This window comes from Syntrophomonas wolfei subsp. methylbutyratica, assembly GCF_001570625.1.
GTDB lineage: Bacteria > Bacillota > Syntrophomonadia > Syntrophomonadales > Syntrophomonadaceae > Syntrophomonas > Syntrophomonas methylbutyratica.
Genome location: NZ_BBQT01000016.1, coordinates 23,945 through 44,902, shown reverse-complemented (window position 1 = coordinate 44,902; position 20,958 = coordinate 23,945). Strand labels below are relative to the sequence as shown.

At 43.9% G+C, this 20,958-nt stretch carries 23 protein-coding genes and 1 pseudogene; 15 read left to right on the top strand and 9 right to left on the bottom strand.

All coding sequences use genetic code 11. The annotated features are described in order from the left end of the window. Positions 1–66: 66 nt before the first annotated feature. Positions 67–759 carry a DNA alkylation repair protein gene (locus AWB54_RS11260; RefSeq protein ID WP_061214703.1) on the top strand — a complete coding sequence of 231 codons (693 nt, stop codon included), beginning with the start codon at positions 67–69 and terminating at the stop codon, positions 757–759. A gap of 225 nt (positions 760–984) precedes the next feature. Then, complete coding sequence (locus AWB54_RS11255; RefSeq protein WP_061214702.1) at positions 985–1,782, top strand: SurA N-terminal domain-containing protein; 798 nt, start codon at positions 985–987, stop codon at positions 1,780–1,782. 85 nt (positions 1,783–1,867) lie between these two features. On the opposite strand, the gene AWB54_RS11250 is transcribed toward AWB54_RS11255, so the two are convergent. The 5 genes from AWB54_RS11250 to AWB54_RS11230 all read right to left on the bottom strand — a co-directional run bounded on the left by AWB54_RS11250 (position 1,868) and on the right by AWB54_RS11230 (position 7,259). Beyond that, a complete protein-coding gene (locus AWB54_RS11250) occupies positions 1,868–2,650 on the bottom strand; it encodes a short-chain-enoyl-CoA hydratase (RefSeq protein WP_061214701.1) in 783 nt (260 codons plus the stop codon). 128 nt (positions 2,651–2,778) lie between these two features. Beyond that, positions 2,779–3,633, bottom strand: coding sequence for a 3-hydroxyacyl-CoA dehydrogenase family protein (locus tag AWB54_RS11245; protein ID WP_061214700.1), 855 nt, complete (start codon positions 3,631–3,633; stop codon positions 2,779–2,781). Positions 3,634–4,013: 380 nt separating this feature from the next. Beyond that, positions 4,014–5,678, bottom strand: coding sequence for a sigma 54-interacting transcriptional regulator (locus AWB54_RS11240; RefSeq protein ID WP_061214699.1), 1,665 nt, complete (start codon positions 5,676–5,678; stop codon positions 4,014–4,016). 32 nt (positions 5,679–5,710) lie between these two features. Next, a complete protein-coding gene (locus AWB54_RS11235) occupies positions 5,711–6,202 on the bottom strand; it encodes a peptidoglycan-binding domain-containing protein (RefSeq protein WP_061214698.1) in 492 nt (163 codons plus the stop codon). A gap of 259 nt (positions 6,203–6,461) precedes the next feature. Further along, the gene (locus AWB54_RS11230; RefSeq protein ID WP_061214697.1) at positions 6,462–7,259 is read right to left on the bottom strand and encodes a MerR family transcriptional regulator; all 798 of its coding nucleotides are present in this window, start codon (positions 7,257–7,259) and stop codon (positions 6,462–6,464) included. A gap of 454 nt (positions 7,260–7,713) precedes the next feature. Between AWB54_RS11230 and AWB54_RS11220 the strand changes: the two genes are divergently transcribed. From AWB54_RS11220 to AWB54_RS15965, 13 genes and pseudogenes are all read left to right on the top strand, one after another. Further along, positions 7,714–8,121, top strand: coding sequence for a MarR family winged helix-turn-helix transcriptional regulator (locus AWB54_RS11220; RefSeq protein WP_235811173.1), 408 nt, complete (start codon positions 7,714–7,716; stop codon positions 8,119–8,121). A 219-nt stretch (positions 8,122–8,340) separates the two neighbouring features. Beyond that, the gene (locus AWB54_RS11215; RefSeq protein WP_061214694.1) at positions 8,341–9,516 is read left to right on the top strand and encodes an MFS transporter; all 1,176 of its coding nucleotides are present in this window, start codon (positions 8,341–8,343) and stop codon (positions 9,514–9,516) included. A 134-nt stretch (positions 9,517–9,650) separates the two neighbouring features. Continuing rightward, positions 9,651–9,989 (top strand): helix-turn-helix transcriptional regulator, encoded by a 339-nt coding sequence (locus AWB54_RS16725; RefSeq protein ID WP_061214693.1) that lies wholly within the window; start codon positions 9,651–9,653, stop codon positions 9,987–9,989. Positions 9,990–10,019: 30 nt separating this feature from the next. Further along, on the top strand, positions 10,020–10,505 hold the full coding sequence (locus AWB54_RS15745) for a VOC family protein (protein WP_061214692.1): 486 nt from the start codon (positions 10,020–10,022) through the stop codon (positions 10,503–10,505). 15 nt (positions 10,506–10,520) lie between these two features. Continuing rightward, entirely contained in the window at positions 10,521–10,883 is a 363-nt protein-coding gene (locus AWB54_RS15740) for an MmcQ/YjbR family DNA-binding protein (RefSeq protein ID WP_061214691.1), read from the top strand. 298 nt (positions 10,884–11,181) lie between these two features. Further along, positions 11,182–11,379, top strand: coding sequence for a hypothetical protein (locus AWB54_RS16380; protein ID WP_235811172.1), 198 nt, complete (start codon positions 11,182–11,184; stop codon positions 11,377–11,379). Between the two features lie 29 nt (positions 11,380–11,408). Further along, complete coding sequence (locus tag AWB54_RS16375; RefSeq protein WP_235811171.1) at positions 11,409–11,570, top strand: cupin domain-containing protein; 162 nt, start codon at positions 11,409–11,411, stop codon at positions 11,568–11,570. Between the two features lie 285 nt (positions 11,571–11,855). Further along, positions 11,856–12,224 (top strand): annotated as a pseudogene (locus AWB54_RS11190) (CopG family antitoxin); the annotation flags it as partial. Positions 12,225–12,234: 10 nt separating this feature from the next. Next, positions 12,235–15,111 (top strand): MFS transporter, encoded by a 2,877-nt coding sequence (locus AWB54_RS11185; RefSeq protein ID WP_061214689.1) that lies wholly within the window; start codon positions 12,235–12,237, stop codon positions 15,109–15,111. Further along, positions 15,098–16,141 carry a hypothetical protein gene (locus AWB54_RS11180; RefSeq protein ID WP_061214688.1) on the top strand — a complete coding sequence of 348 codons (1,044 nt, stop codon included), beginning with the start codon at positions 15,098–15,100 and terminating at the stop codon, positions 16,139–16,141. Before AWB54_RS11185 ends, AWB54_RS11180 begins: the two co-directional genes overlap by 14 nt. Then, a complete protein-coding gene (locus AWB54_RS11175; protein ID WP_061214687.1) occupies positions 16,141–16,728 on the top strand; it encodes a hypothetical protein in 588 nt (195 codons plus the stop codon). The genes AWB54_RS11180 and AWB54_RS11175 overlap by 1 nt, the downstream gene beginning before the upstream one ends. 296 nt (positions 16,729–17,024) lie before the next feature. Continuing rightward, positions 17,025–17,231: a hypothetical protein gene (locus AWB54_RS11170; RefSeq protein WP_061214686.1), complete on the top strand. Its 207-nt coding sequence runs from the start codon at positions 17,025–17,027 to the stop codon at positions 17,229–17,231. Positions 17,232–17,303: 72 nt separating this feature from the next. Further along, positions 17,304–17,480: a hypothetical protein gene (locus AWB54_RS15965; RefSeq protein WP_160328950.1), complete on the top strand. Its 177-nt coding sequence runs from the start codon at positions 17,304–17,306 to the stop codon at positions 17,478–17,480. 122 nt (positions 17,481–17,602) lie between these two features. Here the strand turns inward: AWB54_RS15965 and AWB54_RS11165 are convergent, their stop codons facing one another. The 4 genes from AWB54_RS11165 to AWB54_RS11150 form a co-directional block, all read right to left on the bottom strand. Then, complete coding sequence (locus tag AWB54_RS11165) at positions 17,603–17,860, bottom strand: TfoX/Sxy family protein (protein WP_061214685.1); 258 nt, start codon at positions 17,858–17,860, stop codon at positions 17,603–17,605. Positions 17,861–18,410: 550 nt separating this feature from the next. Continuing rightward, a complete protein-coding gene (locus tag AWB54_RS11160) occupies positions 18,411–19,256 on the bottom strand; it encodes a nucleotidyl transferase AbiEii/AbiGii toxin family protein (protein WP_061214684.1) in 846 nt (281 codons plus the stop codon). Beyond that, entirely contained in the window at positions 19,253–19,846 is a 594-nt protein-coding gene (locus AWB54_RS11155) for a type IV toxin-antitoxin system AbiEi family antitoxin domain-containing protein (RefSeq protein ID WP_061214683.1), read from the bottom strand. The genes AWB54_RS11160 and AWB54_RS11155 overlap by 4 nt, the downstream gene beginning before the upstream one ends. 155 nt (positions 19,847–20,001) lie before the next feature. Beyond that, complete coding sequence (locus AWB54_RS11150) at positions 20,002–20,949, bottom strand: DUF3991 and TOPRIM domain-containing protein (protein ID WP_061214682.1); 948 nt, start codon at positions 20,947–20,949, stop codon at positions 20,002–20,004. Positions 20,950–20,958: the final 9 nt, after the last annotated feature.

Here is a 20,958-nt window from a genome sequence, read left to right as displayed (position 1 = left end):
CGAATTGTCTTGTTGAGAGAAACATAAAGATTAAAGATAACATGCATTTGATAAAAGGTGAAGAATATGAGTGACATAGAAAAAGAGATCCAGCACCGGCTATTTGAGTTACAGGATCTAAAATACAAAGAGTTTTCGTGCAAACTTATGCCGACGGTGAACCCGGAAACTGTGATTGGCGTCCGCACGCCGGATTTGCGCAAGCTCGCCCGGGAGTTTTCCAAAATGCCGGAAGTTTCGGAGTTTCTCAAAATCCTGCCGCATGCGTATTTCGAAGAAAATAACCTACACGGTTTTCTGATTGAGACGATAACGGATTATGATGCCGTCGTTGCTGCCCTTGACGAGTTTCTGCCATATATAGATAACTGGGCGACCTGTGACCTTATTTCACCGAAGGTATTTAAAAAGCATCTGCACAAGCTCTACGGAAAAATCAAAGCCTGGCTGAAGTCAGATCGGATTTATACGGTGCGCTTCGGGATCGGAATGCTGATGAGATTTTATCTCGATGACGATTTCCGGTCGGAGATGATTGAGTTCGTGGCATGTATCCGTTCTAAAGAATATTATGTAAACATGATGATCGCCTGGTATTTCGCAACGGCATTAGCCAAGCAGTACGAAGCCGCTTTGCCGTACATTCAGGAGCAGCGTTTGGAGAAGTGGACGCACAATAAAGCTATCCAGAAAGCGATTGAGAGCTATCGGATCGGAACGGAAGAAAAGGCGTATTTGCGGACACTGAAAGTAAAATAAGGAATTTTCATTCTTTCTATGATACGCAGCAATTGTAGAATTCCGATATACTAAACATTAGTAGATTAATATGCAACAAGAGATTCATTTGAAAGTCAGGCAAATTTTTGCACGGTTTTAGGTTAGCTGTAACAGTACAGGATTGCCGGATGTAATATTATCGAATATTATTGCTATAACCAGTAAATAAAAGAATTTTATTAAATATGAGGATGGGTTAGCATTATGAAAAAATTAGTTATTATATTGCTCTTATTTATGATTACGATATTAAACGCTTGTTCGGATGTCCGCGAATCTAATAATTTTGAAGACTCCCAGCAACCGCTTACCAAGACTCAGATTGACGAAATTATCACAGCCGCAACTGAATCTGTTATAGTAGATGTTGATTTTTCCCAAATTTCAAAACCTAATCCGGTTCAACAAACAGAAATTAATGAAAGAATGCACTGTCTCGGTGAGAAGCTAAAGGGAAAGGTTACGATTGAAAATAGAAATATTGTTGTTGCTCGGGTTAACGGAGAAACTATTACGGCTTCAAATTGGTATTGGGAAAAGATTAATAAAATCCTACAGGCGGAATTCAACAATAAGAGTATTCCTTCTGATGCAGAAATACTGAGTGATTTAATAGAGACCAAAGTGATAAGCAGTGCTGCAAGAAGCCTGGGAATATATCCTCCTGAGGCTCAGATTAAGGCTTATATAGCAGACCAGCAAAAGTATATAGAAATTTTAAAACCGGAAGAAATTACTGTTCTAATACAGGCCTGGGGCATTTCAGAGGAAGATTATTTCTTATTAATGGAAAATCGCTTTGCTGATAGCCTGGCTAAAATCAATTGGGGTGTCTACCTGCAAAAATATGAGGATGAGGCACAGGAGGATGAGCAGGGGTATGTTGCAAAGAGTTTCTCCAGGATTGGTGATGATAGAATAAAGCCACTCGTGGAGAAAGCGAAAGTTGAGATTACTTCGGAAGGGCGCCAATTGGGGATAAGTTATCCAGCACCGGATTAATGCTTAAATTGCTTGAAATCAGTTATCCAGGTATAAAAAGGGGGTTCTGCTGTAAAGCAGAACCCCCTTGGCAGTTTTTCCAGGCTTATTTTCCTTTGAAAGTGGGTTTTCTTTTTTCAACAAAAGCACCCATGCCTTCAAACTTGTCTTCAGTGGCACAGCACATTCCGAACATATCGGATTCAATGCTCATGGCGGTATCGATGTCAACTTGCATGCCTTTGCCAATGGCAAACTTGGCATAACCGACAGCCAGGGGAGCCTTGGCGGCAATCTTCTTGGCCATTTTCCTGGCTTCGTCCATCAACTGCTCGGCAGGATAAACATGATTTACCAGGCCGATGCGAAATGCTTCCTGGGCATTGATGACATCCGCTGTGTAGGTAAGTTCTTTGGCCCGGCCTTCACCTACCAGGCGGGGCAGTCTCTGGGTTCCGCCGAAGCCGGGAATAACACCAAGTCCCACTTCCGGCTGAGCGAAAACGGCTTTTTCAGAAGCCAGCCTTATATCGCAGGCCATGGCCAGTTCGCAACCTCCACCCAGGGCAAAACCGTTAATTGCTGCAATAACCGGTTTTTCCATGAGTTCAAATTGTCGCATGACTCTTTCTCCGACATCGGAGAAGAATCTTCCTTCATGAGGGGACAGGGGCAGCATAAAGGTAATGTCAGCGCCGGCAACAAAGGATTTATCACCGACACCGGTAACGATAACTACTTTGATATTGGAGTCGGCTTTAATATCCTTTATGGCCTCTTCCATCTCATACAGGGTTTCAGCATTAAGAGCATTTAAGGCCTTGGGACGGTTGATATAGAGAATAGCAAGATAGTCTTCTTTTTCCAGAATCAAATTTTCAAACGCCATTGCTGTCTCCTCCTTTTTATGGTTCAAATTAAGTGAATGAAAAACAAATCACAAAGTAGTTATTACGATAAACGGGGGGCTGTATTTTGCAATAAGCCCCCGTAGTTATCTATTTATTAGATGGTCTACTATTTTTTGTAATCATAGAACCCTTTACCCGTCTTCATTCCCAGCCATCCGGCCCGTACCAACTGTTTCAGCGGGGGTGCCGGGCGGTATTTGGAATCGCCGGTTTCGGCAAAGAGGGTGTTGCATACGGCCAGAGCAATGTCAACACCAACCAGGTCGCAGAGGGTCAAGGGGCCCATCGGCCAACCCGCACCGAGCTTCATGGCGGTGTCGATATCGGCAGCGCTTGCCAGACCTTCATAATAAATGAAAGCAGCTTCGTTCATGCCGGGCAGGAGTATTCTGTTAACCACAAAGCCGGGACCCTCTTTAACTTTAACCGGGGTCTTGCCGATTTCTTTGGAAAACTCGACTACGGCATCAACGGTGGCATCTGCGGTCTGAACCGCCGGGATTACCTCGATGAGTCTCATTACATTGGCCGGGTTGAAGAAGTGTACGCCTATTACCTTGTCGGATCTCTTGGTAATGGCAGCAATTTCGGTAATGGAAAGGGAGGAAGTGTTGGTGGCCAGAATGACATCCGGTCCCATCAGGGCGTCCAGTTTGGTGTAGATCTCTTTCTTAAGGCTCATTACTTCGGGTACAACTTCAATAACAAGATCGCCGGCAGCCAGGTCATCAAAGTTGGTGGTTCCTTTGATTCTGCCTACTACGGCATCGGCGGTTCCCGGAGCAGCTTTGCCTTTTTCTTCGGCCTTGGTCAGACCTTTTTTGATAGCTCCGATGGCTTTGTCAACAAATTTCATATCGATATCATAAAGAATAACATTCTTGCCGGCAGCGGCAATGGCCCAGGCAATACCCTGTCCCATAGTTCCTGCACCTAGTAAAGCAACATTATTAAATCCCATTAAATTGTAACCCCCTTATATTATTTCTTTCTGATAAGTACATACAGCCTTTTCTTTTCTCTTTAAGGCGAAACGAGAGTCAAACCACCCCCTTACCTCATTTAATACTATGAAAAGCTATAATAACTGAGATATTATCTTATAGCTAATTCATGCAATTATTATACCAATCCCTTGAGAAGCCTTTGAAAAGCGGCATATGGGCCAATATTATCCGTATTTATGAGCTATTTTAATATGGAATAACAGCTTTCCTGATCAAGAGGTTGTCCCAAAAGTGCTACATCGTATAAAAAGAATACCGTGTTTTAAGCATTTGGAGGTGTGACGCAAAATAAGACAGTGCAACAAAAAGGCACAAGTCCGCAAAACGATAGCTATTACAGTTTTATATCATATTTATGTAGTTTCCTATAAAGTACTGATCTATGGATATTGAGGGTTTTGGCGGCCTTACTCTTGTTGCCGCCGCAATTCTTCAACACTTCTTCTATAAGCGCTTTTTCCTGCTTACCCAGAATATTGCCCAAACTGGAATGAGACCCTGTAGTGGAGGAATAATGGTTTTTTCTTTGGATTATGTTATCGGGAATATCGTTTATCGTAATAGTGTTGCCTTCACAGAAGTTTACAGCCCGCTCAATAGTATTTTCCAACTCGCGAATGTTTCCCGGCCAGTCATAAGAACAGAAACTTTGTATAACTTCCGGGTTTATTTTTTCTACTCTGGTTCCCAGTTCCTGGTTAAGGCGATGCAGGAGATGGTGGCTCAGCAAAGGAATGTCATCAACCCGCTGCCTCAAGGGAATCAGGTTAAGGACAATTACATTCAGGCGGTAGAAAAGGTCTTCCCGAAACTTGTTCTCACTAACCAGCTCTGCCAGGTTCTGATTGGTGGCCGCGATTACCCGGATGTTTACTTTGGTGCTGCTGAGACTGCCAATGCGTTCTACTTCTCTTTCTTGTAGTACCCTTAGCAGTTTAGCTTGCATGGACAATGACATATCCGCAATTTCATCCAGGAAAATGGTTCCATGGTTGGCCAGCTCAAATTTCCCCGGTTTACCTTCTTTGAGGGCTCCAGTAAATGCACCTTCGTTATAACCAAAAAGCTCCGATTCCAGTAATGTCTCAGGTACCGCTGCGCAGTTTACCTTGACAAAAGGACCTTTGCGGCGCGGGCTCATATTATGTATGGCATGAGCAAAAATCTCTTTTCCCGTACCACTTTCCCCGGTAATGAGTACGGTTGACACGCTGCGAGCGGCCCGGGCAGCCAGAGCTTTTTGCTCACAAATATGCTGATTATTTCCCACTATGTGGTTTAAGGAATATCTGGCCGTCCCTTGCTGGTATTGTTCCAAAAGCTGTTCCCATTCATTTACTCGGCTTAACTCCACCGGACTGCTCTTTACGATAACTCCCAGGCTCCGGTTATGCCGCATAATAGGAAGGAAAACCAATCTTAGGGCCTGTCCATCAGGTGATAGTACTTCAGTGGAAAATGTTTTTCCCCGGTCTATGGCTTGTTGCAGGTTGGTCCAAGGGATCAGCGCGCCCATTATTTGGTTCAACTCGTTGGTGGAATTGGAGGGGAAAAACCCCTGGCAAAGTTCATTGGAATACAGCAGATGGGCATTTTTATCAAAAACTGCTATACCTTCATAAGGAGTTTGCAGAAGAGAATTTAATTGGTACTCCTTAAAACTGTCGATAGTACGCAAAATGGCATAGGCGGCATAGCATTTGGGTCTTATCTCCAGTAAACCCCGGGTTACATTTACTTCATCTTCATTAATCACTTTGATGTCTTTAACTATCCTATGCGGACCTTTGAGTATATTATCAAAGGTTAAATGAGGGTTTAGACAATCTACATTTTGACCCAGTATTTGATTAGGATTAAGGCCCAATATCTTTCCTGCGTTCTCATTGCAAAAAATAATATTTAGTGAGGTGTCGGTTATGAGTATGCCTTCATCAATGTTTTGCAGAATCGGATATAAAAGCAAGTCATGGGAGTGAAGTTCAAGATTGAGCGACATCAGCTTCACCTCAGGTCTTCTGCTGGTAGTGATCAGACATTGATACCGCGGTTCAGGCTACGGCTAACTTCCTGAAGAGTCGTTTGTTTTATTATGGTATCCAGAGTTTGTGAGTCCAGAATCCCAGTGGCTTCAAGGGCATTCTTCTTTTGAAATTCACGTACAAACTGGTTCAAATCATCTTTTTCGTCCATGCCCAGGCTGAAAAGCATTCGTTGGATCTGTTCTTTTTCTTCCTGGCTTATAACCATATACTCGGAACTGCTGGATGATGAAGATGCAAATGAAGAACTGGAATTGGCCTGGTTCAAATCCTGGGAAGATGCATCTCCGGCTGGTTGGGGTACAACCGGAGTAGTGGCATCGTTAATATTACCTTCAGAAGACGGTTCAGCAGATTGGGTCTTAAGAAGGTCCGTGTGTTGAACTATGTAGCTTACATTACTTATAAGGCCGATAGTAGAGCCCAGAATAACCGCTGATGCGAGCACCAGGATCATAAAGAAAAAGTAACCTTTCCGCATCGAACTCCTCCCCATTAAACATCATTATTAAATCTATTGTATGCTATAGTCGAGCGTTTTTCAATTCCTCTTGACAGAAGAGCGGGTTTTTTTGTTTTTCCCGGGACTGACCTGCTTAGCATTGATAATGTTTTGACTGTAAAAAACGGTTAACCCCCGGTGCAATAGGTAAAAAACGTTGCGAGCTGGAGCGATAAGCAGAAGCGAAAGGCAGGGAGATTCCACAGGTTCCCCCTGCCTTTCATGCTATCCAGTGCAATTACTTTTTGATGGGAAAATAAACCTCTGTTACATATTCGCTGAGCGAAACACCATGGGAAAAGTCTTTCACATAGAGATCAAACGGCGGACCTGCAATGACATAGCCTTCACGTTCAATCCATTCGCTCAGGGCAGCGTAGCACTCTCCCAGATTGTCATAAGGGCCTATGTGTGTAGCAAAGCAGCAAAATCCCGGAGACAAATCCCTGATATGTTCCCCTGCTCCGCCTGCAATTTGCACGGCAATCTCCATATCGGAATTGTCGTGGTCAAATACCTCATCATGATAGATAATCAAATACGGGCCGCTGGGGTTTATTTTCTTTCTTTCCATTTCGGCAAACATAGCGGCAAAAGCGGCATCAAGGTCTTCCAGACCCATATTCTTCCTGTGGCTGAAGATAGTCATAGGGTGCATCTCAACGGTTTTAACCAAATAATCCGCTTGCATTATATTCTCACACCTTTCTATTTTCGCAATGTCCTGCTCCATCTGCAGCAGGATGTGCTGCTGGTCGTTGATATGCAGCAGGAACTCCTCTTTTTTGGCTTGTAGGAGTTCGCCCAGACGGCTGTTGTCCCTTGTGGCCAGAACGGCGGAAATCTCAGGCAAAGAAAACCGATACCGCTTTAGCCTCGTAATCAGCAGCATGTCCCGAAGCTGAGAGACTTCGTAATAGCGGTAGCCGGAGTCCTTGCTGACAAATCCGGGCTTGAGAAGCCCTATCTGATCGTAATAGCGGAGCGTCTTGGTAGATACCCTGCTGATTTTGGAGAATTCTCCGATTGTAAGCATAGAATCACCACCCGATGTAATTTGAACATGTTCTGATTGGAGTATACGGCTTCCAGTTAGGGCAAAGTCAAGCGCTCTTTTCATATTTATATAAAATTAATTTCTGGAGGCCGAGCTTATTCCGCCAAACAAATATCACAAGATGTTCGTTGATAAATGGTATCTGGTGCTGTATCAGATCAGACTAAGTTGTTTCATGCTGCCAGCATGGGCACAGCCCAATTTGAGCGAAAAAAGCCTGACACTTGGGGTTGCAGAAGGAAAAGCTGTATTAAAAAAGGAAGGGGCAAGGACTTACATACAATTTAGCTGTGCAAAAGGCCTTTAAATATCGGCGAGTTATTTCCTTCTTGACAAAAGAGTATAGCTCCTATACACTAATGCTATGCTGATAAAAGATAGTAAAAACAAAAACAAAATTAGCTTTACACTCTTGCGTATAGTGTGGAAGCTTTTGGAGCTTGATAAAAAAACCCGCAATTACGGTACGGACGAACCACTTTTTGAGGCGGAGATTCACATGATTAAATCCATTAAAGAAAATGAGGGCATTCATGTGACAGGCCTTGCCGATTTACTGGAGGTGACGAAGGGTGCAGTTTCTCAGATCGTCATGAGGCTTGAGAAGAAAGGAATGGTTGTAAAGGATAAGGATGACAGCAACCAATCAAAGCTTGTTTTGAAATTAACTCCCAAGGGTGAAACAGCTTATGTTAATCATGAAAAGCTTCATCAGGAATTTGACGACCTCATCCATGAAATCTTAAAGGAGGCATCTCCGGAACATATTGCATTCCTTACCGATTTCTTGGACTTACTTGATAACAGGATTGATGATTATGAAAAAGGTAAAAGCGAATGATATTTTTTTACCAAAACAGTATAGCTGCTAAACACTGCTCAACTTCTATTCTGTATATTTTTTAGGATAAGAGTATAGCATATATACGCATAAATTCCTGCAAGGAGGCAATCGAATGAATAACAGTGATGAGAAATTTAAAATACTGTATCTTAGTAAGCGCTTAATATGTGTAGTTCCCTTATTAATCTGCAACCGTTTATATAAGGAGATGATATTGTGAACAAATGGTTGAAAGTTACCATTCTATCTATTTCACTGCTTACCGTAATGTCCGGGGCCGCAGTAGCTCCGGCCCTGGCCGAAATCGCCCGGGCTTTTCCCCATATCGGTTCTAATTCCATAAAAATGGTTTTGACAGTCCCCTGTCTCTTGATTATCCTGGGGGGTTTAATTTCCGGCCGGCTGGTTTCAGTTATGAAAAAACGCAGTATACTGCTAATCGGTTTAAGCCTTTACCTTGTTGGCGGCTTGGGAGCGGGAATGGTTGACTCTTTTAGCGCTTTGCTCGTATTGCGAGGTATTCTGGGCTTGGGAGTAGGCCTGATTATGCCGCTGTCCATAAGCTTAATTGCCGACTATTATACCGGAGATGAAAGGGGTCGCCTTATGGGTATGTCTACGGCCGTATCAAGTTTAGGCGGCATTATTGCTACTGTTTTATCCGGCATAGTGGCAGTTATCAGTTGGAGATGGTCATTTAGTATATATGCCCTGGGTTTCGCCGTATTATTCCTGGTGCTTTGCTTCTTGCCCAAATTGGAAAAGGAAAGCGCCGCCGATAGTGAATTCAAAGCTCAACCCCTGCCGTCATCTATTTACTACACTGCTATATTAACCTTCGGATTATTGATAGTATTCTTCGCCATAGTTACCAGCTTGGCCTTGTTTATCCAGAACCAAGGTTGGGGCAATGCCAATACCACCGGTCTGGCACTGGGCTTAACCAATATTTTCGTTTTTGGGGCCGGCGTCAAATTTCAGACTGTTTATTCCCGGTTTAAATCCTATACCGTCCCCGGTGGTTTACTTTTATTGGTCGCCGGTTTTGCCCTGCTCAGCCTCAGTCATAACATCTATACAGTGTTGGCAGGATTAGCCGTGTTTGGTCTGGGCTTCGGCATACTAATGCCCTTGATATATTTGCAAACAACTTCCGTGGTTTCGGAAGAGATGCGGCCCCGTGCCACCGCACTGGTAGGCGGCTGCTTCTATCTGGGCCAATTTGTCTCTCCGCTTGTTTTAAGCCTGGTGGGGATAATCAGCGGCAATTACAGCATACGGATGATATTCACTGTTCTGACCTTTGCCCTGTTGGCAGCATTTATCGTATCAGCGGTTATGACAATAAAAAAAAGCCATACCTTATACCACGAATCCAATGAAACTATGTAGGAAATAGGGTGAACCTTTCATACAGGAGAGGTGCCGGGACTGTACAGTATGTTACTATACGGTAAATGCTTGTTTTTGCCGGATAAATATGCCATGCTAAAGGCGAACATTCGCAACACCCTGACCTACGAGTAATGCATATTTTGCAATTCATCCGCGAACACAACGGTGAGGTATCGATCGCAAATCTCGAGATAGAGACCGGCTTTTCAGCCCGGCACCTGCAGCGCATTTTTCGAAATTGTGTGGGAATAGGCCCCAAGCTTTATTGTCGGATCGTAAGATTTCGCCGAGCTTATAAGGAGATCCTCGTAGGCCAGGATTTAACTGCAATCGCTCATAATCGGGGATTTAGCGATCAGTCTTATTTTTGCAGAGAATTCAAAGAACTATCCGGTTTTACTCCCAGTGAATTCCGGCACCTTTTTTCTGATGTCGGTTTTTTTCAAGACCAGCCCTATTTAAAACGGTAAATTAAGAAAAAACTTCAACAGGAGGAAACTATGAATATTAAGTTTTCGTCTTCGGTTATTCTGGTGAAAAATATCGTGACCTCACGGGAATTTTATGAAGAACTATTAGGGCAAACCGTTATGATGGACAACGGTCCCAATGTCATTTATGAAGGGGGGTTTTCAATATGGCAGCGGGATGCCGCTCTGGGGATTATCTTCGAAGATACGCCGAAACCAAACATAGAAAACGCCCTCCCTGCCTTCGAGCTGTATTTTGAATCGTCTAGTCTGGAGCAAGCCTGGAAAAGGTGCAGCATTAACCCTGAGCGTGTCATCCACCCTATCATGGAACATCCCTGGGGACAACAGGGCTTTCGTATTTATGATCCGGACGGCTTCATAATAGAGGTTTCGGAACCGCTCCCTGTAATGGTGCAGCGCTTTATCAAAGAGGGATACTCCATGGCTCAAATCGCTGAGAAATCAGGTATGCCCGAATCATTGGTATGCTTCATGGCGGAACAGTCTGACTAGAGAGGAAAAGTAGTTATGGATCTAGAAAGTATTCAATCTTATTGCCGTCAAAAAGCAGGTACTACGGAGGACTTTCCCTTTGGTCCGGATGTGATGATTTTCCGGGTAGCGGGGAAGATGTTCGCTATGGTGAGATTGGACATAAGTCCACTGAGGATTAATCTCAAATGTGATCCTCTCATGGCGGAATCATTACGGCAGGAATTCCCGGCGATTACCCCAGGATACTATATGAACAAACGACACTGGAATACCGTCACTCTGGACGGCTCCATAAAAGAAAATAAAATCCTGTTCTTGATTGATCACTCCTATGAACTGGTGTACAAAAGTTTACCGAAGGCAACCAGAATAGAAATAGGGCAACCAAAAGGCTAAAAATGTCATATGTTAAACTGGCAATTTCTTTGCCAATCAAAGTAATGCCGTTTGTCTCATTTATTCTGGAAACGAGTTGGGAATATTTAAAAAGACCAAAGTAATGGTACATCATAGAAGGCATTGTATTTGGTGTTATTCGCAGCCTGGTGCAATTAGTTAAACGTATGAAAAAGAGCAAGAACGTACAATACAAAACATGAATACCGCCGTGAGATTAATACAGTCGGCTGGGCGGCTAATTAAAGGACTATAATTTTATCGAACAAGCCGACAAATTAACTTGGGAGGCATTTATATGGAAAAAGATAATCTAATGGAGATAATTGAAAAAGGGAAAATCGAATATCTGGATAAATCGATTGATGTAAACAAATTAATTTGGAATGATCATCCCAGTTATGCCGGGGTTAGTTTAAAACACCTGGTAAGCGGGCAAGAAACTGAGGGCAGATTCAATGTCGCCTGGTTAGAGTTGACGCCAGGCATGAAATAAGCGAGCATATTCATGAGGATAAATGGGAATTGCATGAAGTAATATATGGCAGTGGTAAATGTATAATGCTGGATAAGGAAATTCCATACCAACCGGGAACTGCGGCGCTTATACCTGCAGGTATAAAACATAGAGTAATAGCCGAGCAAGGCACTTTGTACCTGCTGGCCAAGTTCGTACCAGCTTTGTAAACGTACTGTAAGGTGTTGTTGGCTTTGAACGAATTAAATGGTAAGGACTGAATCCGCTGATTAACCCGAAGAAGTTGAAGAGGTATTTATCGGAAGACATCTTGTTAAAAAGTTACGTATGGGCCGATATTTGGTTCTTGGGCAAAGCGAAGAAGGCCGTTGCCTTTTCGTGATATATGATGTTAATGAGAATCGAATACGGATAGCAACAGCAAGAGACATGGAAGATAAAGAACGCCGACTCTATAAAAGAGAGGGGGGTTAAAAACGAAAAAGAAGTTACCGGCTTTTAAATCAGAAAATGAGGAAACTTTATTTTTGGAAAATAACAGCGTTGCCGATTATTGGGATACTCTAGAGGATGGAGAGCAATTAGAATTATCTCCTGAACTAACCGCAAGAATTAAGAAACGTAGTCAATTAAGAATAATAAGCCTACGTTTACGTGAGGACCAAATTGAAGCAGCAAAGAAAATTGCCCGGGATAAAGATATCCCGTACCAGGTTCTTCTACGATCCTGGATAACACAGGCGATTAAAACAGAGGAAAGTAAACACACATCCCCCAGCAGGCAACCCCAACCCGCCGTTTATCAATACCAATCTGACTACAGATACCCTGGAGTGTGCCTGGTGGGGAGAAACCGAAGATGACCTCGTATTCGTGACCATCACTGACCATACTTTAGTTTCTTACGATATCAATACTTTTAAAATTAATTATGCGGCCATTGCCACCGGGCCCAAGGTAAAAAAACTGGATACCACGGTTGCAGGAAATGGCGATAAGGTATTGTATGCTTTACTGGATGATGGGAAATTGTACCGTCTGCGCCAGGAGAATGACCGCTTGTTTTGGAATCCTTTGCTGAACGAGGTTGATCCTCGATGCTTCGATAATTTTAAGGTGGCCTATGTGGGAGAACATCTGCATGTTTTCGCCAGTGCCAATAGGATCCTATACCATCTGGAAAACCGTGATGAAAATATGACTTCGGCTTTTCTTCCCATAGCCCGGAATCTCACGGCTTTTTCCCTGGATAAATGTAATAAACATGAGTTAAACCTGGTACTTATGAAAGAATGTGCTCCCGCCGATGATAGCGTTAATTTTGGTTTTGTTGCCACCAACAACGGAATTGAGCATATCCGCTACAACAGTGATTCGGAACAATGGGACAGCGGAAGTATTATGGTTAAGTCGGCTAATCAAAAAATATATGAATATAATGCCTATGCCAGTGAAATCACCTTTTTTACCGAGGAAGGAAACCCCTGCCCGGGTCTGGATCTGGAGCTGTGGACTCCCGAATACAAGGAACTGTCCGTAAATGACCGTATCTACAAGGTGAGCCCCGACCATAAAATTACAGCGCAAACAGATATGATGGGCAAACTGCATATAGTTCAATCGGCGACCTCTCTGAACTCGGCTGATATCGTTTTTAAAATAGCCGGAGCAAATGATGATAACCACTATGTAATCAAACAGAATGAAAAGCATAAGGAGAGGCTTTCTAATATTACGGCCCAATCTCTCCTGGAAGCCAGGAAAGATGACGGTTCCTATTTGATTGCCCAGGAATACCGGCAAGAGCAAGTCCTAAACCATGTGGCCGATGCCATGCATCGTGTCCTCAACGCCAGCCTGCCGGATCGGAAAATGCAGATCAGCAATTCGCTGATTGCCCATAATTCACCCCGGGACATTTGCTGCTATAACAGTGACCCCACCATGATGTTGAATCGTATTCCCAATCCTCGGGCTATCGGGAGTTTCGAAATTGTATTTACGGATAATGATGTGCTTTTCAGAACCCTGAGTGCGGAAGAATATAATAATGCATGTTTGGAATCCGAAAACGGCTTTTTTTCTTTCTTCAAAGATATGTTTCGGGCTATTGCCGATGGTATCGTAAAGGTAACCAAAATCGTGGTAAATGCAGCGGAGGAGGCTGTTAGCGCCACCATTCATTTTGTTGAAGACGCAGTTGCAAAGATAGGCAATTTTGTTATCAACACGGTACAGGAAGTCGTTAGTCTGGCTGAGTCTATTTTTACCGCCATTAAAACCTTTTTTGTTGATATCGTCCACTGGCTGGGCATCCTTTTTAACTGGCAAGACATCCTTAAAACCCAGGAGTTTCTTGCTCAGGTGTTAAACGATACTTTCCGCCGGATGTCTGTGGTTATGAAAGAGAATCGCGGCAAGGTACAAGCCCGGTTCAAGACTGCTGAAAAGGAAGTGCAGGATGCTTTTGCCACCATAAAGGCTAAACTCGACCCATCCATAAATATCCGCCAGGGGCCGGAGGAAAGGAGTCCTGACGACCCCTATCTGGTAGGTTCGTCCAATAATATCGTACATAGCAAATTAATGGCTAACGGCAACCAGACCGGCCTGACTGATGATGGTCAGCTCGAAAACATCAATATGGACATTTTAGACCGCCTGTTATTAAAAATGCAGGAAGTCACCAGTTCTACCGGCACCAGTCTGCAAAAAGCGCAGGATTATTTCGAAAAAGCAATAGCCAATGAATTGGTTCTGCAAAATATATTATGCGGTATGGTAGAAATGGTGGAAGCACTGGTAGAAGCAGTTCTTTCCGCCACCGAAGCCGTAGTTTTAACTATTATAGACGGAATCGAGGAATTGCTGAGTCTGCTTAGCATTTGCCTGAATACAAAGATTAAAATCCCCTTCCTGAGCGAGCTTTTTTATAGCCTGTGCCACCAGGAAATGACCATTTTAAATGTGGGCACTCTATTGCTGGCTGTTCCCATTACCGTGATATACAAAATTATTTCCGGAGGTCAGGCACCTTTTGCAATAGAACTATCCCGGGATAGGCAGAGCAATTCTGTATCCGCTAAAGCCGCTTATATCATCAGTGCTGTTTGTGCCGGTATATTCTATGTATTAGGTGCGGTTCTGGAATGTTTTGAAGTCTACGAAATATCCAAACTCTTATTTGGGATATTAGCATTTTCAACTATTGCTGCCGGTTCATTGTGGCTGGGATTTTCAACCGATCTGAGTGCTGCTGCCAGTTCGGAGGCCGTATTAGGGGTATTAATCGTGGGCATATTATGTCTGGCGGTGGATGCCGGACTGTATATAGCCCGCTTTTTTGACCGACCACTTCCGGTAGGGCCGGAAGAGATGGATAGTTCCGAGGAAAGCCAGGATTTTGATGTGGATAAGTATAAGTATATATCCGCCATATTGGATGGCATCATGGGTGTCGTATCCATATGTGTTGGCACCTGGTATTTTATTGCGGAACTGATAAACCCCAAACCCAAAAGTGACTTAACCAAAGCTTTTGTGGTTATTGGGTCGGTAGTGCCGGGATTGGCCTCGACATGCAAATTTGGCAATCTGGCGGAAAAAACAAAGCCCAATCTATGTTTCGGTCTGAGAGCAGTTTCTTATATTTGCGGAGCTGCAGTGACTGTGGTCTACGCAGTAATGGCAGTTAAAGAGCCCAAGCCTCAGCTAGCATTACAGGGAGATATGCCTTATGTCTTTGCTTGAGTTGAAGGAGATCATGACTGCCCAGGAGCGCTACCGGGCAGAGAAGCCCGGGACGCTGCCGGATGACCTCTATTTACGCAGATGGACGAGCCCTGCTCTCAATACGGCACCGGATATCTGGATTGCAGGAAACGTACCGCTGCCTGATATCCAAAAGCTCAGTGAAAACTATGCCACCGACAGCTCGGGTGTTTCTCTGCAGTCGCGTCAGGATAACTATATTTATGTGCGAGCCAGGAATAATGCCTCAGAACCAAGGCGGAGGAGGGTTGCGCAATTGTATGCGGCAGAACTGGATTTGATTATGTGGCCCCACTCCTGGAAAGAAATCTACACCGATAGCGGCTCCAATATTTCACCCTTTGCTACGGTTGCTCCTCAGGCTGTAGCGGTAGCAACCGAAACCTTTGTATTTCCATATGTGATGCCGGCTACTTCCGGATATACCCTGATTGCCCAGATCAACGATTTAAGCAACCAGTTGAATCCTAAACCACAACAGTCCACCCCTCTGGATATGGCAGCATTTAATGCCGATCCCCTGTGGGCCAGCACTAATACCTGCCTTATCCCTGCTCAGGGGTATGTGGTTAAAATGGACACCAGATTGACTACCGCCTCCACGCCCAAAGCCGGAGGAACCTATTTAATAACCCTTGATGTCAAAGGCTGTGTGGGCACAGAGGTAGAGCTTAAAGGCAGCACGGCGGACAGTAAGGGCAAGCCCATCCAGTTTCGCAGCCAGGTAACTGCTGATGGACGTTTTTTTGGCTCAAGCTATTATTTGGAGCCTGGTTTTAATGCCTATATTTCCCTGTATATTTATACCGATGATATGAAAAAGGCGGAGCAGGCCGAGCTGACTTTTACCAGCAGCTATCAGGCCAGCGGCAATGATATCCAGAGGGCGGTGGAGATGGGCTTGATTGCCGGCGACATCAGTCTGGATGCGTTTCATTCCGGCTACATCGAAGAAGCAAAACCCTTTATAGCCCTTCGTTCTTTAAAACTATGTGCAGGTGGGAAGTAATGACTAATATGGGTATGACATTTTATTCTAATGAAGAACTTCCTGATGACCTTTATATGCATAAAACCGATAGTTGTTACAAACATATGCATGGTTTGCCGGAATGGTATAATTTTAATGCCCCGTGCATTCTTGCCCACCCGGCAGATTCCTCCAGCATTAAGGAAGGATACAGCAGTTGGGCGCTCAGAGCCCGCAGGTTCACCACCGGGGTGGAGTTAAATGTCAGAATAGCAGCATCTAATAATGCCAGCACACCTAAAAGCAACCGAATTGCCTGTCTGTATTATGTGGAAAAAGACTACTTGCCTTTTACCGCTCACTGGCAGGAGGTCAGGACATACCAGGGCAACCTGCTCTCCGACTTCGGCACTGTTGACCCGGGTCAAAGAGTTTTGGCCCAGGATAGTTTTAAGCTGATACTGCCTGAAAATGGGGACTATTATATCATCGCGCAGATTAATGATATTGAGAACAGGCTGAATCCCAAGCCCCCCTCCACCAGGGCCATTGATTTGGAAAAGCTTCATCAGAGTTATTTATGGAGCGTTCTTGATACTGCCAATCCGTATTATATTACTGGCTGAAGCGACCAGGGGAGGGATATTATGGGAAAAAAGAGCAAAAACCGATTTATAGCCCTGCTTAATCTAAATGCACCACGCTTAAAATGGAAATCTCAATACTGGTAGTTGCCCCCGTCATTTGCGTTGCGGTAAATCCATAAAATCACCGTCACTGATTCGGAACGACACAGGGGTCGTTCCCTACACTTCTACATTACTGCACAGTTTACTTGGAATACGTCATACAATTCTTCTCCATCAACTTTGATGTATAATATAACCACAAATAATAATTGTTGGAGGCAACCAATTTCTCTATGAAGAAATCCGCAAAATCAAATAATAACCTTAAAAGATTTTTATTTATGGCCTTAGGCGGTTTATTGGGAATTGTGTTGTATGGAATTGGGAAATATTTAATCGCCGGCCATATTGATATTGAACATTTGATAACATTCTTTATTATTTGGTTAATAGGAGGAGCAATCGGTTTTTTAATTGGCATAAAGATGTTTGATCTTTAACTTAGTGACTCATTTTGCCATTGCCATTACCTTGCCATTACCAATAATAAACAATAATTGGAGGCCTTACGTTTGAGTAAATATCAAAAATGGACCGTTTTATTTTGTTTGCTTATGAGTGCATCACTCATTTTCGGGCAAACAGCCAAAACAGTTTTTACCTTCGCTCCATTAACTGGTTGGATTTTAGGTGCAATATTTTGCATCCTAGCTATTATTACAGCGATAAAAGCCTATTCAGCAAGTTGACCTTGGTGTGAAAATTCCTTGCTGCACAATTATAACAGACTACGCAGTACCAAATATGGATAATAGGAAGCTTGAACTTTAAAAATACCCTCATGCTAATAGCCTCATCGGCAAATTGAACTTTATCCCTTGAACGAGTTATAGAACTCCTTCAACTCTGCTTTTGTCTCTGCTGGAAGCTGGCTTTTCTTAATACCCTGAATAGCTCCCTCCAATGCATACAACCTATGAATACAAGCGGAAGGATCAATCGATTTTATCTTTAGCCAAGCCTGTTTACTTCCTGATTTTTCTAATTGTTCATAGGTTGTAATCCCTACTTCATAGAGTTGCTGTTCGATGACCTTACCAATATTAGAAAGCTTGGATAAATTGCCCATATATATAGTTTATCCCTCCAAATTGGTGCCTTTCTAAACATCTCAGCACATATCTTGACTTCACATTATTAGCCTTATATCTTGTTTGCCCAGCATGTTGAACACTGAGATGAATAATATATCAGCTATTTTAATAAGTCCAGATACATACCTTCTAATTATCTCATGTAATTGTCTAACTTGTTTAAAACGTAATCCGCAATAGCTGAAGGAACATCCTTCTTGGTATAACAAAACTCATACCCCCGATATCCATAACCCCAAGATCCCCCTCGCCGTTTTTGTAAGATATACCGGCTTTCCGATTAACTTATGCAAAGTCGCAATTCAGCCAAATTCTTTCTTAAAGGTGGTTTTAGTCTTTTTTCCTTAATAATGACAATCTAATCATATTATAGTTCTTTGCTCGAATCAATGAATAAAGCAGCGATAAAGCGCATTTATTAGTTTTAGTACTATAAAAAGACGCTGATCTCTCAGTGCCTACAAGGGATTCAAGAAATACAAACAAACTCAAAATATCATAAGGATAGAGTTTTATTGTATATTTTCAAAAACCAATTTCAGCGAAAATTTGAACAATCAAATGGCAGATATCCGTAAAATCAATGTCCTTCGCATAATCAAAGTCTGTTTGGTATTTCCGCCAAAACCCTTTCATTTGTTCACTTTCTGAGATGTTATTCAGAACAGCCTTATAATTTGACATGACGGCAAGGCTTTTGCGTCGGGACGCGGTTTCCGTCAATGCGCTTTTTAATACTGACCTGTCGCATTCATGGCCTCTGAGCTGATACAGAATGTAAATGTCATAAAAATCTCTCGGCCTGGTATTGGCAATTCCACGGGTCACTATGGTTTCCAGCTTTTCGGCCAGCACCGTTTCCAAATTGTAAGCCATGATTTTGATCGTTCTGTCATCAAATAAAAGCTTGAAAGAGTATTCTATTGCTCTGGGCGTGATTTTGTCTCCGGTGGTAACGTCCACGGAAAGGGGAACGGCCAGCGGCGGATAATTGGCCTTCATCGCTACTCTGATCCCCGGATAATCATCACCTTCCCGTATATCGGACGTATTCAGCACTTCAAATTTGACATTATCCTCAATGGGAGTAGCGCCGATTTCCTCAAAGATTCTCCTGACCGTATCATGGGTAACATCAAAGCCTCTGATGGTGGTATCCAGATCCATCGTCGCCCTGGTGTCCAGTCCGACAATGGCTGAAATCAAAAAGCCGCCTTTTAAAATCAGATTGGATTGATATTGGGATACGGAAATACGTTCCAATAATCGTTCCAACATGTAGTTCTGCATGACAAGCTGGGCGGAAATGTTTTTTTCGGCGGCCATCTTTTTTATATAGGCTTTCAACTGCATAGGGTTCTTGGCTGTCATAGCAAAACCTCCATATAGTTCAGTATTTTGGGCTTTACCCGCACTTTCGCGGCATAGTCGAATAGCTTGGTGATATTTTTCCCCGGCATTTTAGCGTATTGCTTCATCGTCTGATTGACGATCTGGATGTCGCAGGTATTGTTTCCCTTCACAATATCGCAAAGCGTCCGTTCCACATCGTACAGGCGGATCGGATTCCCGCAGGGAGAAATACCGGTGGTCAATCCGAGCTCATATAAATCTTGAACGGACTTTCTAATAGTAACATTTTCTTGTTTGAGGGATTTGACATGATACCCATAGGGAAACGTCATGACATATTTATGGGGTGTCCTGTCCGTCAGGCCATGAATGTACAGGGCCGTTTCATGGGAAAAAACGCCCCGGCTGTATTTGTACTGCAAGACATACATTTCATCTTCCCATATTTCCGGCTTGCTATAAATTCCCCGGTCAATTCTAACCAGGAGTTTCATGTCCAGCATTTTTTTTAGATAATGCCTGGGTATATTGGCCGCGGTGACCTGTGAAGCGGTAATGACTCCGTTGTTCTGTTCAAGAGCCTCTTGGATTTTGTCAATATGCTTCATTGTGCACCACCCCCTCCTTTAATACAATTACACTCTATATTATATCGTTCTAGAGTGTAGTTGTATACATCGGAGAGGTTAAGTACTGCCGAGTTTTATTTTTTTCTATATTGCTATTTGGGAGCGATAGGGAGGTATGGATAAAACATTTACCGTCATCGCTCCGACCCGTGCCGTCCTCTCAACATCATTTTCAAATAATCATTGTAATCCTTCCCATGCAGGGGCGGTTCATCGGAAATGGCATAGATGGAGGAAAGGAGGGCCTTGATGGTCTTCGCCGCCAACCTTCCCGGTGCGTCGTTGTCCAGATGCAGGGCAATTTCGGTTATTTGCGGGTAATCCTTGAGGTACTGCGTCAGAGCGGCGGGCGGGGTGCTTTCCCCGATGTTCTTTTTCGGCTTGTAAATACCCGCCAGGGAGAGGCAGTTTTCCCGCCGCCAATCCCTATCGGAAAGCAGCTCCAAGGTGCCGTAGGACAAAAGGTCAATGGCGCTTTCAAACAGGTGCAGCTTGGTGGATTTTTCCCTTGCCGGAATGGAGAAGGAGAAGCGCTTGTCGCTGCCGCCAACGTCTCCCATAAACCGGCTGCCGGATGTGCCCCGGAGCGCACCGTAGCGGGGAACCCCCTGGGGGTCGAAGCCAACAAAGACCGCGTTGCGGCGATAGTGGCTTTCATACAGCCATCCGGTTTGCAGGCAGTAATCAATCAAGGTACTGTGTATGCCGCGCCCTTTGAGATAGGCAACCACGCGGTCGTTGTTTTGGTTTCTTTCCGGTAACAGCAACCTTTTCGGCCCGGCGGTTTCCCGCGCCTTTGACGGGGCAGGCGGTATAATCACTGCCTGTCCGTCTATCCGCATGACCGCCTCGGGGAGCGTCATGCCCCGGACTTTTATGAGATAATCCAGGGCGGAGCGCCCGCCGATGCCGCGCGACCACCAGTTCCATTTCCCGTTGGATATTTTCAGGCTGTCATGGGTGCGTGTGGTAAATACATTGCCGGAAAAGTGAACCAGCTCCTGCGGTTCGTAATGCTGTAAATAAGTAAGCAGATCCATCTGTTTGGCGCGCTCGATCTGTTCCGGGGTCACATAGGGCATGTTTTCTCA

Coding starts and splice junctions, on each gene's coding strand:
- AWB54_RS11260 (WP_061214703.1), top strand. CDS start 67: ATGAGTGACATAGAAAAAGAGATCCAGCACCGGCTATTTGAGTTACAG.
- AWB54_RS11255 (WP_061214702.1), top strand. CDS start 985: ATGAAAAAATTAGTTATTATATTGCTCTTATTTATGATTACGATATTA.
- AWB54_RS11250 (WP_061214701.1), bottom strand. CDS start 2,650: ATGGCGTTTGAAAATTTGATTCTGGAAAAAGAAGACTATCTTGCTATT.
- AWB54_RS11245 (WP_061214700.1), bottom strand. CDS start 3,633: ATGGGATTTAATAATGTTGCTTTACTAGGTGCAGGAACTATGGGACAG.
- AWB54_RS11240 (WP_061214699.1), bottom strand. CDS start 5,678: ATGTCGCTCAATCTTGAACTTCACTCCCATGACTTGCTTTTATATCCG.
- AWB54_RS11235 (WP_061214698.1), bottom strand. CDS start 6,202: ATGCGGAAAGGTTACTTTTTCTTTATGATCCTGGTGCTCGCATCAGCG.
- AWB54_RS11230 (WP_061214697.1), bottom strand. CDS start 7,259: ATGCTTACAATCGGAGAATTCTCCAAAATCAGCAGGGTATCTACCAAG.
- AWB54_RS16725 (WP_061214693.1), top strand. CDS start 9,651: ATGCATATTTTGCAATTCATCCGCGAACACAACGGTGAGGTATCGATC.
- AWB54_RS15745 (WP_061214692.1), top strand. CDS start 10,020: ATGAATATTAAGTTTTCGTCTTCGGTTATTCTGGTGAAAAATATCGTG.
- AWB54_RS15740 (WP_061214691.1), top strand. CDS start 10,521: ATGGATCTAGAAAGTATTCAATCTTATTGCCGTCAAAAAGCAGGTACT.
- AWB54_RS16380 (WP_235811172.1), top strand. CDS start 11,182: ATGGAAAAAGATAATCTAATGGAGATAATTGAAAAAGGGAAAATCGAA.
- AWB54_RS11180 (WP_061214688.1), top strand. CDS start 15,098: ATGTCTTTGCTTGAGTTGAAGGAGATCATGACTGCCCAGGAGCGCTAC.
- AWB54_RS11175 (WP_061214687.1), top strand. CDS start 16,141: ATGACTAATATGGGTATGACATTTTATTCTAATGAAGAACTTCCTGAT.
- AWB54_RS11170 (WP_061214686.1), top strand. CDS start 17,025: ATGAAGAAATCCGCAAAATCAAATAATAACCTTAAAAGATTTTTATTT.
- AWB54_RS11165 (WP_061214685.1), bottom strand. CDS start 17,860: ATGGGCAATTTATCCAAGCTTTCTAATATTGGTAAGGTCATCGAACAG.
- AWB54_RS11160 (WP_061214684.1), bottom strand. CDS start 19,256: ATGACAGCCAAGAACCCTATGCAGTTGAAAGCCTATATAAAAAAGATG.
- AWB54_RS11155 (WP_061214683.1), bottom strand. CDS start 19,846: ATGAAGCATATTGACAAAATCCAAGAGGCTCTTGAACAGAACAACGGA.
- AWB54_RS11150 (WP_061214682.1), bottom strand. CDS start 20,949: ATGCCCTATGTGACCCCGGAACAGATCGAGCGCGCCAAACAGATGGAT.